This window comes from Streptomyces sp. NPDC101152, from assembly GCF_044768275.1.
Classification (GTDB): domain Bacteria; phylum Actinomycetota; class Actinomycetes; order Streptomycetales; family Streptomycetaceae; genus Streptomyces.
On sequence record NZ_JBIWPO010000006.1, the window covers coordinates 237,299 to 252,734 of the forward strand.

Annotated in this window: 14 protein-coding genes; 9 read left to right on the forward strand and 5 right to left on the reverse strand. The window is 71.3% G+C overall.

Going from position 1 to position 15,436, the window contains the following annotated elements; all coding sequences use genetic code 11:
- The first annotated feature begins 55 nt into the window (after window positions 1-55).
- The 4 genes from ACIRVK_RS10835 to ACIRVK_RS10850 all read left to right on the forward strand — a co-directional run bounded on the left by ACIRVK_RS10835 (window position 56) and on the right by ACIRVK_RS10850 (window position 4,020).
- On the forward strand, window positions 56-1,060 hold the full coding sequence (locus tag ACIRVK_RS10835; RefSeq protein ID WP_404245354.1) for a Gfo/Idh/MocA family oxidoreductase: 1,005 nt from the start codon (window positions 56-58) through the stop codon (window positions 1,058-1,060).
- Window positions 1,061-1,183: 123 nt separating this feature from the next.
- On the forward strand, window positions 1,184-2,476 hold the full coding sequence (locus ACIRVK_RS10840; protein ID WP_404245356.1) for a flavin monoamine oxidase family protein: 1,293 nt from the start codon (window positions 1,184-1,186) through the stop codon (window positions 2,474-2,476).
- 34 nt (window positions 2,477-2,510) lie between these two features.
- Entirely contained in the window at window positions 2,511-3,533 is a 1,023-nt protein-coding gene (locus tag ACIRVK_RS10845; RefSeq protein WP_404245358.1) for a Gfo/Idh/MocA family protein, read from the forward strand.
- 1 nt (window position 3,534) lies between these two features.
- Window positions 3,535-4,020 (forward strand): GNAT family N-acetyltransferase, encoded by a 486-nt coding sequence (locus tag ACIRVK_RS10850; RefSeq protein ID WP_404245360.1) that lies wholly within the window; start codon window positions 3,535-3,537, stop codon window positions 4,018-4,020.
- On the opposite strand, the gene ACIRVK_RS10855 is transcribed toward ACIRVK_RS10850, so the two are convergent.
- Genes ACIRVK_RS10855 through ACIRVK_RS10875 form a run of 5 tightly spaced genes read right to left on the reverse strand, consistent with a single transcriptional unit; the run spans window position 3,962 to window position 8,938 of the window.
- Window positions 3,962-4,999: a Gfo/Idh/MocA family protein gene (locus tag ACIRVK_RS10855; protein WP_404245362.1), complete on the reverse strand. Its 1,038-nt coding sequence runs from the start codon at window positions 4,997-4,999 to the stop codon at window positions 3,962-3,964. The two genes, ACIRVK_RS10850 and ACIRVK_RS10855, sit on opposite strands and share 59 nt — an antisense overlap.
- Window positions 5,000-5,019: 20 nt before the next feature.
- Window positions 5,020-5,922, reverse strand: a complete 903-nt coding sequence (locus ACIRVK_RS10860; RefSeq protein ID WP_404245364.1) for a sugar phosphate isomerase/epimerase family protein — start codon at window positions 5,920-5,922, stop codon at window positions 5,020-5,022.
- A 1-nt stretch (window position 5,923) separates the two neighbouring features.
- The gene (locus tag ACIRVK_RS10865) at window positions 5,924-6,838 is read right to left on the reverse strand and encodes an ATP-binding cassette domain-containing protein (RefSeq protein WP_404245366.1); all 915 of its coding nucleotides are present in this window, start codon (window positions 6,836-6,838) and stop codon (window positions 5,924-5,926) included.
- A gap of 4 nt (window positions 6,839-6,842) precedes the next feature.
- Window positions 6,843-7,913 carry an ABC transporter permease gene (locus ACIRVK_RS10870; RefSeq protein WP_404245368.1) on the reverse strand — a complete coding sequence of 357 codons (1,071 nt, stop codon included), beginning with the start codon at window positions 7,911-7,913 and terminating at the stop codon, window positions 6,843-6,845.
- Between the two features lie 5 nt (window positions 7,914-7,918).
- Window positions 7,919-8,938, reverse strand: a complete 1,020-nt coding sequence (locus ACIRVK_RS10875) for a sugar ABC transporter substrate-binding protein (protein ID WP_404245370.1) — start codon at window positions 8,936-8,938, stop codon at window positions 7,919-7,921.
- A 285-nt stretch (window positions 8,939-9,223) separates the two neighbouring features.
- Here ACIRVK_RS10875 and iolC point away from each other — a divergent pair, with 285 nt between their 5' ends.
- The 5 genes from iolC to ACIRVK_RS10900 are packed head-to-tail and all read left to right on the forward strand — an operon-like array spanning window position 9,224 to window position 15,414.
- Entirely contained in the window at window positions 9,224-10,204 is a 981-nt protein-coding gene (gene iolC, locus ACIRVK_RS10880) for a 5-dehydro-2-deoxygluconokinase (protein WP_404245372.1), read from the forward strand.
- A 12-nt stretch (window positions 10,205-10,216) separates the two neighbouring features.
- Complete coding sequence (locus ACIRVK_RS10885; protein WP_404245374.1) at window positions 10,217-11,095, forward strand: deoxyribose-phosphate aldolase; 879 nt, start codon at window positions 10,217-10,219, stop codon at window positions 11,093-11,095.
- A 28-nt stretch (window positions 11,096-11,123) separates the two neighbouring features.
- Window positions 11,124-12,014, forward strand: a complete 891-nt coding sequence (iolB, locus tag ACIRVK_RS10890) for a 5-deoxy-glucuronate isomerase (protein ID WP_404245376.1) — start codon at window positions 11,124-11,126, stop codon at window positions 12,012-12,014.
- Window positions 12,014-13,891, forward strand: coding sequence for a 3D-(3,5/4)-trihydroxycyclohexane-1,2-dione acylhydrolase (decyclizing) (gene iolD, locus ACIRVK_RS10895; protein WP_404245378.1), 1,878 nt, complete (start codon window positions 12,014-12,016; stop codon window positions 13,889-13,891). The genes iolB and iolD overlap by 1 nt, the downstream gene beginning before the upstream one ends.
- Before the next feature lie 29 nt (window positions 13,892-13,920).
- Window positions 13,921-15,414 (forward strand): CoA-acylating methylmalonate-semialdehyde dehydrogenase, encoded by a 1,494-nt coding sequence (locus ACIRVK_RS10900; RefSeq protein WP_404245380.1) that lies wholly within the window; start codon window positions 13,921-13,923, stop codon window positions 15,412-15,414.
- Window positions 15,415-15,436: the final 22 nt, after the last annotated feature.

Genomic DNA, 15,436 nt, shown 5'->3' on the forward strand with positions numbered 1-15,436 from the left:
ACCGCACTCTCTCCCCTCCGCTCGTCTGAAACACCCGTCAAGGAGCTGCATCCCCATGCGTATCGGCATTCTCGGCCTCGGCCGCATCGGCGCCTTCCACGCCGAGACCCTCTCCGGACTCGACGTGGTCGAGTCGCTCGTCCTCACCGACCCGTTCGCGGACGCCGCCAAGTCGGCCGCGGAGCGGTTCGGCGGCGAGGTGGTGGACTCGCCCGAGGCCCTGCTGGCCGCCGGCGTGGACGGCATCGTGGTCGCGGCCGCGACCGACGCCCACCCCGGGCTGATCCTGGCCGGCGTCGAGGCAGGCGTCCCCGTCTTCTGTGAGAAGCCCGTCGCGAAGACCATGGCGGAGGGCGTACGGATGCTCAAGGCGGTCGAGGGCACGGACGTGCCGATCCAGATCGGCTACAACCGCCGCTTCGACGCCGGTTTCGTCGCCGCCCGCGCGGCCGTGCAGGGCGGCGAGCTGGGCAAGCTGCACACCGTGCGGTCGACCACGCTGGACCCGGCGCCGCCGCCGGCCGCCTACATCGCCGCCTCCGGCGGCATCTTCCGGGACTGCTCGGTGCACGACTTCGACATCATCCGCTGGGTGACCGGCCGCGAGGTCGTCGAGGTGTACGCCGTCGGCGGCAACCGGGGTGCGGAGTACATCAAGGACGCGGGCGACGCCGACACCACCGGCGCGATCCTCACCCTGGACGACGGCACCATCGCGGTGGTGTCCAACTCCCGCCACAACGCCCGGGGTTACGACGTCCGGATGGAGATCCACGGCTTTACGGACTCCATCGCGGTGGGCCTGGAGGACAAGCTGCCGCTGCGTTCGGTCGAGCCCGGTGTCACCTTCCCGGCGGGTACCCCGCACGACTTCTTCATGGACCGCTTCACCGAGGCCTACCGCGCCGAACTCACCGCGTTCACCGAGGTCGTCGCCGGTGCCCGGCCCTCGCCCTGCACGGTCGCCGACGCGCTGGAGGCGGGCTGGATCGCCGACGCCTGCACGCTGTCGCTGCAGGAGCACCGGCCGGTGACGGTCGCGGAGGTGCGCACCGCCTGACGGGCGCCGGCCCGGTGTCGGTGTTCCGGGTGCCGCCCCCTCTCAGGCATCCGGAACACCATCACGTCTCTCCACGTATGACCCAGGGACGGATCACGTCCCGCCTACCGAGGAGCGACGACCATGAACGCCGGCCAGGAGCCGATGTCCCCGCCGTCCGAAGGCACCGCACGCCACCGCAGCGTGGTGGTCGTCGGCGCAGGACCGAGCGGCCTCGCGACCGCCCGGGAACTGGAGCGCGCCGGGCACCGCGTGACCGTCCTGGAGGAACAGGACACCGTGGCGGGCAAGTGCCGCAGCGTCGACATAGACGGGCACGCCTACGACCTCGGGGGCCACATCTGCACCCCCGTGTACGAGCGGACCGCGGCATTGCTGGACGAGCTGGACGTGGAGACCGAGCGCACCAGCCGCTACCGCGTCCTCGACACCGAGGGGGGCGAGGCGGCCCGGCAGACGATGTCGTTCCTCGGCGACGGGGCCCTCCGGCGCTACCTTGCGCTGCGGGAGCGGGAGTTCCCGCACATCGCCGAACCCGGCCTCGCCCACTCCGCGCGGGCCCTCGCTGCCCCGGTCGCCGAGTGGCTCGCCGAGCACCGGCTGCACTCCATGGCCGAGTCGTTCGGCACCGGGTACACGGCCGCCGGGTACGGCCATCTGGACGACGACCTGCCGGCCCTGTACTTCGTCAAGTACGCCGAGATGACCGGCTTGTTGTCCCAGAGGACCCAACTCCTCGGCCACACGGGCGCGTTCACCGTCGTGGGCGGGTTCGACACCCTGTGGCGGCGGGTCGCCGACGAGCTGAAGGACGTGCGGTGCGGGGTGCGGGTGGTGTCGGTGGAGCGCGATGCCGACGGGGTGCGGGTGCACACCGACGCGGGCCCGGTGTCGGCGGACGCGCTGGTCCTGGCCGTCCCCCTGGACCGGATCCTGCCGGTCCTGGACGCCACCGAGGAAGAGCGCGACCTCGCCGGACGGGTGCGCGCCAACGCGTACCACACCACGCTCGCGTCGGCCCCCGGTCTGCCCGAGGACGCCTTCTACTTCCTCGGCCGGCACACCGCGAGCCGCGCGGCGTCCGGTCACTGTGTCTCGTACCACCACCGCTACCCGGGCAGCGAGGTGCGGACCTTCTACTCCTACGGCCGCCCCGAGGACGTCGCCGCGCTGCTGCCCGACGACGTCGCCCGGCTCGGCGGGCGGCTGGAGGAGGTGCATCTGCGGCAGGCGTGGGCGTTCATGCCGCACTTCGGCAGCGCCGACCTAGCCGACGGCGCGCTGGAGCGGCTGGAGGCGCTGCAGGGCCGGGCGAACACGTACTACGTCGGCGGGCTGCCCGCCTTCGAGTTGATCGAGTCGACCGTGGCCCATGCCCAGGACCTCGCCCGCCGTCACTTCCCACCGGCACACTGAACCCGCAACAACCGATCAAGGAGGAACGGACGTCATGAGCGAACCGGCAGCGCAGCCCCTGCGCATCGGCATCCTGGGAGCCGCACGCATCACCGAGAACGCCCTGGTCGACCCGGCCCGCGCCGCCGGTCACCGGATCGTCGCGGTGGCCGCGCGCGACCGGTCCCGCGCCGAGGCCTTCGCCGCCGGGCACGGCGTGGAGCGGGTCGTGGGCTCCTACGCGGACCTGCTCGCCGACCCCGAGGTGGAGGTCGTCTACAACCCGCTCGCCAACGGCCTGCACGGCCCGTGGAACCTCGCCGCCCTCGCGGCCGGCAAGCACGTACTGAGCGAGAAGCCGTCGGCGAGCAACGCCGAGGAGGCCGCCGAGGTGCGGGAGGCCGCCGCGAAGGCCGGCACGGTGTTCATGGAGGCCTTCCACTACCTCTTCCACCCGGTCACCCGGCGCCTGCACGAGATCGTGGCGAGCGGTGAGCTCGGCGAGCTGCGGCGGGTGGAGACCCTGGTCGCCATCCCCGCTCCCCCGGACACCGACCCGCGCTGGTGTCTCCCGCTCGCCGGCGGCGCCGTGATGGACCTCGGCTGCTACAGCCTGCACGCCCAGCGCATGCTGGCGCCGTGGGCGGGCGGGATGCCGCGGCTCGTGTCCGCGCGGGGCGGCGAGCGGGCGGGCGCGCCGGGCGTCGACGAGTGGCTGGACGCCGAACTCGCCTTCCCGGACGGTGCGACCGGCTCGGCCCGCTGCCACATGGCGTACCACGAGCTGGAGATGAGCTGCCGGATCGTCGGCACCCGCGGCGAGGCGAGCGCCCCGAACTTCGTGCTGCCGCAGCTCGACGACCGGATCGTGGTCCGGACCGCCGAGGGCGAGCGGACCGAGCGGCTGGGCACCCGGTCGTCGTACACGTACCAGCTCCAGGCTTTCGCGGAGCGGGTGCGCGGCGGTGCCCCGCTGCCGCTGGACGCGGACGACGCGGTGGCGACGATGACGTTGATCGACGCCTGCTACCGGGCGGCGGGCTTCGAGCCGCGGCCGCGCACGGCGATCGGGGGCTGAGGTGACGTCCCGGATCGTCCCGGCGCGGCTCGCGGACGTCCAGCAGGTCCTCGCCGACCACTCCCGGTACTGGGGCGAGCGGGACATGCGGGCGCTGCATCTGCTGCCCCTGGTCCACGAGTTCGGCGAGACCTGCCTCGTCGCCAGGTCGGACGAGGGCGTGCTCGGCTATCTGATCGGCTTCGTCACGCCCGGGGGCACGGGATACGTCCATCTCGTGGCGACGCGGGACGACGCCCGCGGGGCCGGGCTCGGCCGGGAGCTGTACGGCGCCTTCACCGAGTCCGCCCGGCGGCAGGGCGCGGTGCGGCTGAAGGCGATCACCTCGGTGACCAACGAGGGGTCGATCGCCTTCCACCGCAGTCTCGGTTTCGAGGTGCGCGTGGTGGAGGAGTACAACGGGCCGGGGCAGCCGCCGCGGGTCGTGTTCACCCGTGCGCTCGGCCGGCCCGGTACAGCGGCGGACGTTCCACCAGCTCCACGGTGACCCGGCCGCCGTCCTCCAGCGCCCTGACGCCCGCCTCGCACACCGCCGCGACCGCGTAGCCGTCCCAGACTCCCGGGCCGGTGACCTCGCCGCGGCGGGTGGCGTCCACCCAGGCCTGGACCTCGCGGTCGTAGGCGTCGGCGAAGCGTTCGGTGAAGTCCTGGGCGATGGTGCCGCCCCAACGGCCGGCCATGTTGGTGACCAGGGCGTGGCCGTCGCCGACGCGGGCGGTGCCGCGTTCGCAGACCACCTCGGCCTGGACCTGGTAGCCGAAGCCGCAGTTGACGAAGATCTCGGTGTCGACGACCGCGCCGCCGTCGGTCTCGAACAGCACGAACTGCGGGTCCTGCACCGTGTCCGGGGCGTTGGCGGACGGGGTCGGGCGCAGCACCGTGACGGCGGTGATCTCGTGGCCGAGCAGCCAGCGGGTCACGTCCATCTCGTGCACCACGGAGTCGTTGATGAGCATCTCGCTCCGCCAGCCGGGCGGGCTCGCGACGTTGCGGTGCCGGTTGTGCAGCATCAGCGGCCGGCCCAACTGGCCTGTCTCCAGCAGTGCCTTGAGCCGCAGGTACTCGGCGTCGTAGCGCCGCATGAAGCCGACCTGGACCCGGCGATGGCCGAGGCGCTGTTCGGCCTCCATGACGCGCAGGGCGGAGGCCGGGTCCGGGGTGAGCGGCTTCTCGCACAGCACGGGCAGGTCGCGCTCGAACGCCGCCAGGAGGGCCGCCTCGTGGGCGGGCCCCGGGGAGGCGATGAGCACGGCGTCGACGTCGGCCGCCGCCATCGCGGCGGCCGGGTCGGTGTAGGCGGTGCAGCCGTCGACGCGGGCGGCGACGGCCTTGGCGCGTTCCGCGTCGACGTCGACGACGGCGCTCACCCGGGCCCCGCTGGTGACCTGCTGGATCCGGCGGACATGGTCGGCGCCCATCTTCCCGGCGCCGACGACGGCGACTTGCAGCGTTGCGGGCTGAGCCATGGTCGTCCCCCTCCGGGAGGTCAGGCGCCGCAGGACCTCAGGAACCTGCGGGTGCGCACCGCGATGGGCAGCGGCTTGTCCGGCTCGCACGGGTACATGTCCTGCTCGACGATCGCGAACAGCTCCACGCCGAGCTTCTGCGCGGCCTCCAGCACCGGACCCAGCTCCGGTACACCGGACGGCGGTTCGCACATCACCCCGCGCTGCACGGCCGGCCCGAACGGCACCTCGTTCGCGACGACGTCCGCAAGGATCTCGGGGTCGACCTGCTTGAGGTGCAGGTAGCCGATGCGCTCGCCGTACGTCTCGATCAGCTTGACGCTGTCGCCGCCGCAGTAGGCGTAGTGCCCGGTGTCGAGGCAGAGGTTGACCAGTTCGTCGTCGGTGGAGTCGAGGAACCGTTCGACGTGGGCCTCGGTGTCGATGTGGGTGTCGGCGTGCGGGTGCACGACGATGTCGAGGCCGTAGGTCTCCTTCACCTCGTGGCCGAGGCGTTCCATGCCCTTGGTGAGGTGGGCCCACTGCTCGTGGGTCAGCTCCGGCGGTTCCAGGATCTCGGCGGTCTTGTCGTCCCGCCAGAACGAGGGGATGACGACCAGGTGCCGGGCGCCCATCGCCTGGGTGAGCGCGGCGACCTGGCCGACGTGCTCCCAGGTGGCGTCCCAGACGGCGGGGCCGCGGTGCAGGCCGGTGAAGACGGTGCCGGCCGACACCTTGAGGTCCCGCTTGGCGATCTCCTCGCCGAGCCGGGCCGGGTCGGTCGGCAGATAGCCGTACGGGCCCAGCTCGATCCACGGGTAGCCGGCCTCGGCGACCTCGTCGAGGAAGCGTTCCCAGGGCACCTGCCGGGGGTCGTCCGGGAACCAGACGCCCCAGGAGTCGGGGGCCGAGCCGACGCGGATGCGGTCCAGTGCGCCCGCCATGTCAGGCCGCGCCTTCCGGACCGGTGGCGAGGGGCGCGGTGAGGTCGGTCTCCTCGGGGAGTTCCTCGACGTCGACGCCGCGGACCTGGCTGAGTTCGTGCTTGAGTGCGGCGAGTTCGGCGCCGCCTGCCATGTGGTTGGTGAGTTCCTCGAGGCTGACCTGGTCGCGGGAGGCGGACAGTTCCATGGTGCCCAGGCGCAGCACGCTGAAGTGGTCGCCGACCATGTAGGCGTGGTGGGGGTTGTGGGTGATGAAGATGACGCCGAGGCCGCGGTCGCGGGCGGCGGCGATGTACTTCAGCACGACGCCGGACTGCTTGACGCCGAGGGCGGCGGTGGGCTCGTCGAGGATGAGGACGCGGGCGCCGAAGTAGACGGCGCGGGCGATGGCGACGCACTGGCGCTGGCCGCCGGAGAGGGTGCCGATGGGCTGTTCGAGGTCGTCGAGGACGATGCCCATCTCGCGCAGTTCGTGGTCGGCGGTCTGCTTCATGCGGGCGATGTCGAGGCGGCGCAGGGGCCAGGGGCCCTTGGTCATCTCGGAGCCGAGGAAGAAGTTGCGCCACACCGGCATCAGGGGGACGACGGCGAGGTCCTGGTAGACGGTGGCGATGCCCTTGTCGAGGGCTTCGCGGGGGGTGGAGAAGCGGACGGGGGTGGCGTCGACGAGGAAGTCGCCCTCGGTGTGCTGGTGCAGCCCTGAGATGATCTTGATGAGGGTGGACTTGCCGGCGCCGTTGTCGCCCAGCACGCAGGTGACCTTGCCGGGGTGGACCTGGAGGCTGACGCCGTGCAGGGCACGGATGTTGCCGTAGGACTTGCCCGCGCCGCGCAGCTCGACGATCGGCGCGTCCCCGCCCTCGGGCGGGGTGTCCTCGAGGATGGCTCCGTGGGTTCCGGTTCCGTTGTCTGTCATCGGGTCACCTCCGGGTCATGGTGCGCTGGACCCACAGATTGATCAGGACGGCGCCGAGCAGCATGACGCCGAGGAAGGCCTTGAACCAGTCGGGGTTCCAGCCGGCGTACACGATGCCCTGCTGCACCATGCCGAACATGAAGGCGCCGAAGACCGGGCCGATCGCCGAGCCGAAGCCGCCGGTCAGCAGACAGCCGCCGATGACCGCGCCGGAGATGTAGATCAGCTCGATGCCCACGCCCTCGCCGGACTGCACCGTGTTGAACGAGAACAGCTGGTGCATGCCCACGAACCAGGCGCCGAAGCCGACCAGCATGAACAGGGAGATCTTGGTGAAGGCCACGGGGACACCGACGGCTCGCGCGCTGTCCTTGTTGCCGCCGACCGCGAAGATCCAGTTGCCGTACCTGGTGCGCAGCAGCACCCAGGTGGCGATCGCGGCGAACAGCAGCCACCAGAACACGGTGATCTTCACCTGCACGCCGCCGATGTCGAAGGACGAGGCGAAAACCTTCCTGGCCTGGTCGAAGCCGTCCATGTTGCTGATGTCGTCGGTCGCCACATTGCCGGTGACCAGCTTGGTCACCGCGAGGTTGACGCCCTGAAGGATCAGGAAGGTACCGAGGGTGACCAGGAAGCTGGGCAGGCCCGTCTTGACGACCATCCAGCCGTTGAAGAACCCGATCGCCAGCGAGACGATCAGGGCCGCGATCACGCCGACCCAGACGTTGAGGGTCAGCTGGTAGGCGGTCATGCTCGCGGTCAGCGCGGAGGTGATCACGCCGACGCCGGAGGACAGGTCGAACTCGCCGCCGATCATCAGCAGGGCCACCGGGATGGTGACGATGCCGAGGGTCGAGGACTGGTAGAGGATGTTCGCCATCGCGCTGCCGTCGCGCACCGGTGGCGCCGCGATCAGGAAGAACACGTAGACCGCCACGGCGCCGAGGAACACACCCACCTCGGGCCGGGCCAACAGGCGTACGGCCAGGGGACGTTCGGCCGTGCGGCCGTCGGACTCCTTGGGGCCGGGGGCCGGCGGTGCGGTCACCGCCGGCTCGGCGTGCTGGGTCATGCTCGTCACCTGGTGCCCTTCGCGGCGAACTGGGCGACCTGGGCGACGTTGGACTTGTCGACGAAGGCCGGACCGGTCAGCACGGGCTGCTCACCGCCGCCGCTGTAGTTGCCGTTGTTCTTGTAGAGCCACAGCGAGTCGATCGCCAGGTAGCCCTGCAGGTACGGCTGCTGGTCCACGGCGAACTGGATCGTGCCCTTGCTGATGGCGGTGGTGAGGTCCTTGTTGAGGTCGAAGGTCGCCACCTTCGCCTTGCTGCCGGCGTCGGAGATCGACTGCACCGCGGTCAGCGCGTAGGGGGCGCCGAGCGTGGCGACGTAGTCGATGGAGCTGTCCTGCTTCAGCTTGGCCGTGATGGTCGACTTCACGGACGGCATGTCGGTGCCGTTGACGTTGAGGACGTCGGTCTTGCCGGAGAAGGTGCTCTTCAGGCCGTCGCAGCGCTGGGTCAGGCCGACGTTGCCCTGCTCCTGGACGACACAGACGGCGTGCTTGGCGCCGAGCTCGTTGAGCTTCTTGCCGAAGGCCTGGCCGGCCACCGACTCGTCCTGGCCGAAGAACTCCATCAGGCCGAGCTTCTTCCAGTCGCTGACGCCGGAGTTGAGGCCCACCACGGGTATGTTGGACGACTTCGCCTTGCCGATGACGGCCTTGAGGGCATCCGGCTTGGCGAGGGTGACCGCGATGCCGTCGACCTTCTGGTCGATCGCGTTCTGCACCAGGTTGGACTGGTTGCCCGCGTTCGGGTCGGCGGAGTAGATGAGCTTGATGTTGTCCTTGGCCGCGGCGGCCTCGGCGCCCTTGCGGACGATGTCCCAGAAGGTGTCGCCCGGCGCCTGGTGGGTGACCAGGGCGACGGTCATGCGGGGGGTGGTGGCCTTGCCGGCGGAAGCCGCCGCGCCGTTGTTCTCGGACTTCTTTCCCCCGGAACTGCTGGAGCAGCCGGCGAGGGTCAGGGCAGCCGCAGCAGCCACCGCGACGACGGGGGCGAGTCTGCGGGAGCGGGGGTGAGAAGAGCGTTCCATCTTTCCTGGCACCTCACTGTGCTTGCGGGGGAAAGGAGAGGGATCTCGAAGATCCAGAGCCCGGGATCTTGGCATGTTCGGGTCGTGCGCCGCAAACGCGGCGGTTGCGCTGGGACGGGATCAAACCCCCGGTCGCGCCCGGTGTCAATACTTTGTTAAGACATCATTTCACGAGCTAGTCCGAATGTAAGTACAAACTATTGACAGCGTCCCCGGTCGGGGCCTACACCTGAGGGCGGCAGGCCCCTTGGGACCCGCGTCCCCAGTCCCGTCCGAGGAGCACGCATGACCGAGTCAGCCCAGCCCTTCGACCTGATCACCATGGGCCGTATCGGAGTCGATCTCTACCCCCTGCAGTCGGGCGTCGCCCTGCCGCAGGTCGAGACCTTCGGCAAGTTCCTCGGTGGTTCGGCCGCCAACGTCGCGGTCGCCGCCGCCCGTCTGGGCCGCGCCACCGCTGTGATCACCCGCACCGGTGACGATCCCTTCGGCGCCTACCTCCACGAGGCGCTCAAGGGGTTCGGCGTCGACGACCGCTGGGTCGCGCCCGTCGCCGCGTACCCGACACCGGTGACCTTCTGCGAGATCTTTCCGCCGGACGACTTCCCTCTTTACTTCTACCGGCAGCCTAAGGCCCCTGACCTGGAGATACACACCGGAGACCTGGACTTCTTCGCGATTCGGGCGACCCGGGTCTTCTGGATCACCGGCACCGGGCTGAGCGAGGAACCCAGCCGCTCGGCCACGCTGGCCGCCCTCAAGGCCCGCGACCGGACCGGCACGACCGTCTTCGACCTCGACTGGCGCCCCGCGCTTTGGAGTGACACAGCTTGGAGTGACCCCGAGGAAGCCCGCCCCTACTACGCCGAGGCCCTGCGGCACGCCACCGTCGCGGTCGGCAACCTCGACGAGTGCGAGATCGCGACCGGCGTCCGCGAGCCGCAGGCCTGCGCCGAGGCGCTGCTGGCGGCGGGCGTGGAGCTGGCGGTCGTCAAGCAGGGCCCCAAGGGCGTCCTCGCGGTGCACCGCGACGGCACCAGCGCCGAGGTCCCGCCGGTGCCGGTGGAGGTGGCCAACGGCCTCGGCGCCGGCGACGCCTTCGGCGGCGCGCTGGTGCACGGGCTGCTCTCCGGCTGGGAGTTGGCCGAAATCATGCGGTACGCGGGCGCGGCCGGCGCCCTCGTCGCCTCCCGCCTCGCCTGCTCCTCCGCGATGCCCACCGAGGCCGAGGTCGACGACCTCCTCGCGCGAGCCACTGTTGCCTGAACGGAGCCTTCCTTGTCCCTGAGCATCACCGACCTCGTCTCGGTCCGGGCCCGGCACCCCGAGGCGATCGCCGAGGCGGCCGCCCGGCGCAGGCGCCGCCCGCTCGTCGGCGACAGCGGCCGCCTGATGATCGTGGCCGCCGACCACCCGGCGCGCGGCGCGCTCGGCGTCGGCGGCCGCGGGCTCGCCATGGCCAACCGGGCCGACCTGCTGGAGCGCCTGTGCGTCGCGCTCGCCCGGCCCGGCGTGGACGGGGTGCTGGCCACCGCCGACATCCTCGAGGACCTGCTGTTGCTCGGCGTGCTCGACGACAAGGTTGTCATGGGCTCCATGAACCGCGGCGGCCTGGCGGGCGCCGCCTTCGAGCTGGACGACCGCTTCACCGGCCATCGCGCCGAGGACATCGCCCGCCTCCGCTTCGACGCGGGCAAGCTGCTGCTGCGCATCGACTACGACGACCCGGGCTCGCTGACCACCCTGGAGTCCACCGCCCGCGCGATCGACGCCATGGCGGAGCGCCGACTACCGCTGTTCGTGGAGCCCTTCGTCTCCCACCGGATCGACGGCAGGGTCCGCAACGACCTGTCCGCCGAGGCCGTCACCCGGTCCATAGCCATCGCCTCGGGCCTCGGCGGCACCTCCGCCCACACCTGGCTGAAGCTGCCGGTCACCGATGACCCAGACGCCATGGGCGAGGTCCTGGAGACCTCCACGCTGCCGACGGTCCTGCTCGGCGGCGAGGTGGGCGAGGACCAGGAGGGTGCCTACGAGCGCTGGCGCAAGGCCCTCAGGCTGCCGACGGTCATGGGCATGGTCGTCGGCCGGTCGCTGCTCTACCCGGCCGAGGGCACTGTTGAGACGGCGGTCGACACGGCCGTGGGCCTGTTGTGACCTGGCTGTCGTGACTCGGAGGAACGAGATGACGTATCACCTTCCCGCCGGAAAGGCCCTCGGCGGCCCCTATGTCGTGGACGTGACGCCGGAGCGGGCCGGCTGGGGCTACTCCAGCCTGCGGGTGCTGGAGCTGCCACCGGGCGGCACGCACACCTTCGACACCGGCGAGAGCGAGTGGATCGTGCTGCCGCTCGCCGGCGGCTGCACGGTGTCGGCCGCCGACGACTTCGGCCACGACACCTTCGCCCTCACCGGCCGCGACAGCGTGTTCAGCGCCGTCAGCGACTTCGCGTACGTGCCGCGCGACGCCCGTACGACCGTCACGAGCGCAGGCGGCGGGCGGTTCGCGCTCACCGGCGCCCGCTGCACCCGCCGACTGCCCGCCCGCTACGGTCCGGCCTCCGACGTGCCGGTGGAGCTGCGCGGCACCGGGAACAGCAGCCGCCAGGTCAACAACTTCGGCGCGGCAAGCGTCTTCGAGTGCGACAAGCTCATCGCCGTCGAGGTGATCACGCCGGGCGGCAACTGGTCGTCGTTCCCGCCGCACAAGCACGACGAGCACCGGCCCGGCGAGGAGTCCGTCCTCGAAGAGGTCTACTACTTCGAGTTCGCGGGCCACGACGGCGTCCCCGGCCTCGGCTACCAGCGCGTCTCCCCCTCCGGACACGGCCGGAACACGGACGTCCTGGCCGAGGTGCGCGGCGGCGACGTGGTCCTGATCCCCGACGGCTGGCACGGGCCGTCCATGGCGGTGCCCGGCCACCACATGTACTACCTCAACGTCATGGCGGGCCCCGAGCCCGAGCGCGCCTGGCTGATCTGCGACCACCCCGATCACGCCTGGGTCCGCGACACCTGGCCGGACCAGCCGGTCGACCCCCGCCTCCCCCTCTACACGGCACCGGAGAAGTCCTGATGAGCACCCCCACCCGCCGCCTGACCGTCGCGCAGGCCCTGGTGCGGTTCCTGTCCGCCCAGTACACCGAGCGCGACGGCGTACACCGGAGGCTGATCGCCGGCACCTGGGGCATCTTCGGCCACGGCAACGTCGCCGGCCTCGGCCAGGCCCTCCTGGAGGCCGGCGAGGACACGATGCCCTTCCATCAGGGCCGCAACGAGCAGGCCATGGTGCACGCGGCCGTCGGCTACGCCCGCCAGCTCGACAGGCTCTCCGCGCAGGCGGTGACGACGTCCATCGGCCCCGGCGCCACCAACCTGGTGACGGGCGCCGCCCTGGCCACCATCAACCGGCTGCCGGTCCTGCTCCTGCCCGGCGACTACTTCGCCACCCGCGTCGCCGACCCGCTGCTGCAGCAGTTGGAGCACCCTGTGGAGGCGGACCTGTCGGTGAACGACACCCTGCGCCCGGTCTCCCGGTACTTCGACCGCGTCACCCGCCCCGAGGCCCTGATCCCCTCCGCGCTGGGCGCCATGCGCGTCCTCGCCGACCCGGTGGAGACCGGCGCGGTCACGCTCGCCCTCCCCCAGGACGTGCAGGCCGAGGCCTACGACTGGCCGGAGGAGTTCTTCGCCGAGCGCGTTTGGCACGTACGGCGTCCCGCTCCCGATCCGCAGGAGCTGGCAGAGGCGGTAGCGGCGATCCGGGCCGCCGAGCGCCCGCTGATCGTCGCCGGCGGCGGCGTCCACCACAGCGGCGCCGAGGACGCGCTGAAGGCGCTGGTGGACGCGACCGGCATCCCGGTCGCCTCGACCCAGGCGGGCAAGGGCTCACTACGCCACGACCACCCCGCCGACCTCGGCGGCATCGGCCACACCGGTACGGCGGTCAGCGACGACCTCGCGCGGGCGGCCGACCTGGTGATCGGTGTGGGGACGCGGTACACCGACTTCACGACCGCCTCCAACACGCTCTTCCAGCGGCCCGACGTACGGTTCGTCAACCTCAACATCGCCGCGTTCGACGCTCACAAGCTGGCGGCCCGGACGGTCGTCTGCGACGCACGTGCGGGGCTCACAGCGTTGACGGACGCACTGGACGGCCACCGTGTGAACTCGGTTTACGAGGCCGAGTACCGCGACGGCAAGGAACGCTGGGAGCAGGTCGTCGACGCCGCTTTCACCGCCGCCGACGAGAACGCGGTCCCCACCCAGACCCAGGTTCTGGGCGCCCTGGACACGGTCGTCGGCGACGAGGACGTGGTGATCAACGCGGCCGGTTCGCTCCCCGGCGACCTGCACAAGCTCTGGCGGGCCCGCAGCCGGCGCCAGTACCACCTGGAGTACGGCTACTCCTGCATGGGCTACGAGATCCCGGCCGGCATCGGCGTCCAGCAGGCCGCGCCCGACACCCCGGTCTGGTCCCTGGTCGGCGACGGCACCTACCTGATGATGCCGACCGAGATCGTCACGGCCGTCCAGGAGGGCCTGCCCGTCAACCTCGTCCTCATCCAGAACCACGGCTACGCCTCCATCGGCGGCCTGTCCGAGTCGGTGGGCGGCGAACGCTTCGGCACCGCCTACCGCTACCGCGCCGCCGACGGCACCTTCTCCGGCGCCCCGCTCCCCGTCGACCTGGCCGCCAACGCGGGCAGCCTCGGCATGGACGTGCTGCGCGCCAAGACCGTGCGCGAACTGCGCGAGGCGCTCGCCGCGGCCCGCGCATCCGACCGCCCGACCTGCGTCTACGTCGAGACCGACACCGCCGGCCCGGCCGCTCCCCCGGCCGAGGCCTGGTGGGACGTGCCGGTGGCCGCGACCGCCTCCCGCGAGGCCGCCGTACAGGCCCGCGAGGAGTACGAACGCCAGGTCGCCGGCCAGCGCCGCCACCTCTGAACGACCGCACCGTGAAAGGCCCTTGCACCATGAAGACCATCCCCCACTGGATCGGCGGCAAGCCCGTCGAGTCCGCCTCCGGCCGCTTCGGCGCCGTGTACAACCCGGCGACCGGCGCGCAGGAGAAGCAGGTCGGCTTCGCAGACCTCGACGAGGTGGACGCGGCCGTCGCAGCGGCGAAGGCCGCGTTCGAGACCTGGGGCGCCTCCTCACTCGCCAGGCGCACCGCGATCCTGTTCAAGTACCGCGAGTTGCTGGACGCCCACCGCGACGAGATCGCCGAGCTGATCACCGCCGAGCACGGCAAGGTGCACTCCGACGCGCTCGGTGAGGTCGCGCGCGGCATGGAGATCGTCGAGCTGGCCTGCGGGATCAGCGTGCAGCTGAAGGGCGAGCTGTCGACGCAGGTCTCCACCCGCGTCGACGTGGCCTCGATCCGGCAGCCTCTGGGCGTGGTCGCGGGCATCACGCCGTTCAACTTCCCGGCCATGGTGCCGATGTGGATGTTCCCGCTGGCCGTCGCGTGCGGCAACACGTTCGTGCTCAAGCCCAGCGAGAAGGACCCCTCGGCCTCCTTCCGCCTCGCCGAACTCGCCTCCGAGGCGGGCCTGCCCGACGGTGTCCTGAACATCGTGCAGGGCGACAAGGTGGCCGTGGACCGTCTCCTGGAGCACCCCGACATCGAGGCGGTGTCCTTCGTCGGTTCGACGCCGATCGCCAAGTACATCCAGCTCAAGGCGGTCGAGCACGGCAAGCGCGTCCAGGCCCTCGGCGGCGCCAAGAACCACATGCTGGTCCTGCCCGACGCCGACCTGGACTTCGCCGCCGACCAGGCGATCAACGCCGCCTACGGCTCGGCGGGCGAGCGCTGCATGGCCGTGTCGGTGGTCGTGGCCGTCGGCGACACGGGCGACGAGCTGGTCGCCAAGATCGCCGAGCGCGCGAAGAACCTGCGGATCGGCCCGGGCAACGACCCGTCCTCCGAGATGGGCCCGCTGATCACCCGCGAGCACCGCGACAAGGTGGCCTCCTACGTCTCCTCCGCCGCCGAGCAGGGCGCGGAGGTCGTCGTCGACGGCACCGGTTACACCGTCGAGGGCCACGAGGACGGCTTCTTCCTCGGCGTCTCCCTCCTGGACAAGGTGCCCGTGACGGCGGACGCCTACCGGGACGAGATCTTCGGCCCGGTCCTCGCGGTGGTGCGCGCCAAGTCGTACGACGAGGCCATCAAGCTGATCAACGACTCCCGTTGGGGCAACGGCACCGCCATCTTCACCCGGGACGGCGGCGCCGCCCGCCGCTTCCAGCTGGAGGTCAAGGCGGGCATGGTGGGCGTCAATGTGCCGATCCCGGTCCCCGTCGGCTACCACTCCTTCGGCGGCTGGAAGGACTCCCTCTTCGGCGACCTGCACGTCTACGGCAACGACGGCGTCGCCTTCTACACCCAGGGCAAGGTGATCACCACGCGCTGGCCGGACCCGGCCGACGCGGGCATCAACCTCGGTTTCCCCAGCCACTCCTGACATCCCGTCACCCACCCCGGAG

Excerpts from the sequence above, each read along its gene's own strand:
- ACIRVK_RS10835 (WP_404245354.1), top strand. The coding sequence starts at position 56 with ATGCGTATCGGCATTCTCGGCCTCGGCCGCATCGGCGCCTTCCACGCC.
- ACIRVK_RS10840 (WP_404245356.1), top strand. The coding sequence starts at position 1,184 with ATGAACGCCGGCCAGGAGCCGATGTCCCCGCCGTCCGAAGGCACCGCA.
- ACIRVK_RS10845 (WP_404245358.1), top strand. The coding sequence starts at position 2,511 with ATGAGCGAACCGGCAGCGCAGCCCCTGCGCATCGGCATCCTGGGAGCC.
- ACIRVK_RS10855 (WP_404245362.1), bottom strand. The coding sequence starts at position 4,999 with ATGGCTCAGCCCGCAACGCTGCAAGTCGCCGTCGTCGGCGCCGGGAAG.
- ACIRVK_RS10860 (WP_404245364.1), bottom strand. The coding sequence starts at position 5,922 with ATGGCGGGCGCACTGGACCGCATCCGCGTCGGCTCGGCCCCCGACTCC.
- ACIRVK_RS10865 (WP_404245366.1), bottom strand. The coding sequence starts at position 6,838 with ATGACAGACAACGGAACCGGAACCCACGGAGCCATCCTCGAGGACACC.
- ACIRVK_RS10870 (WP_404245368.1), bottom strand. The coding sequence starts at position 7,913 with ATGACCCAGCACGCCGAGCCGGCGGTGACCGCACCGCCGGCCCCCGGC.
- ACIRVK_RS10875 (WP_404245370.1), bottom strand. The coding sequence starts at position 8,938 with ATGGAACGCTCTTCTCACCCCCGCTCCCGCAGACTCGCCCCCGTCGTC.
- iolC (WP_404245372.1), top strand. The coding sequence starts at position 9,224 with ATGACCGAGTCAGCCCAGCCCTTCGACCTGATCACCATGGGCCGTATC.
- iolB (WP_404245376.1), top strand. The coding sequence starts at position 11,124 with ATGACGTATCACCTTCCCGCCGGAAAGGCCCTCGGCGGCCCCTATGTC.
- iolD (WP_404245378.1), top strand. The coding sequence starts at position 12,014 with ATGAGCACCCCCACCCGCCGCCTGACCGTCGCGCAGGCCCTGGTGCGG.
- ACIRVK_RS10900 (WP_404245380.1), top strand. The coding sequence starts at position 13,921 with ATGAAGACCATCCCCCACTGGATCGGCGGCAAGCCCGTCGAGTCCGCC.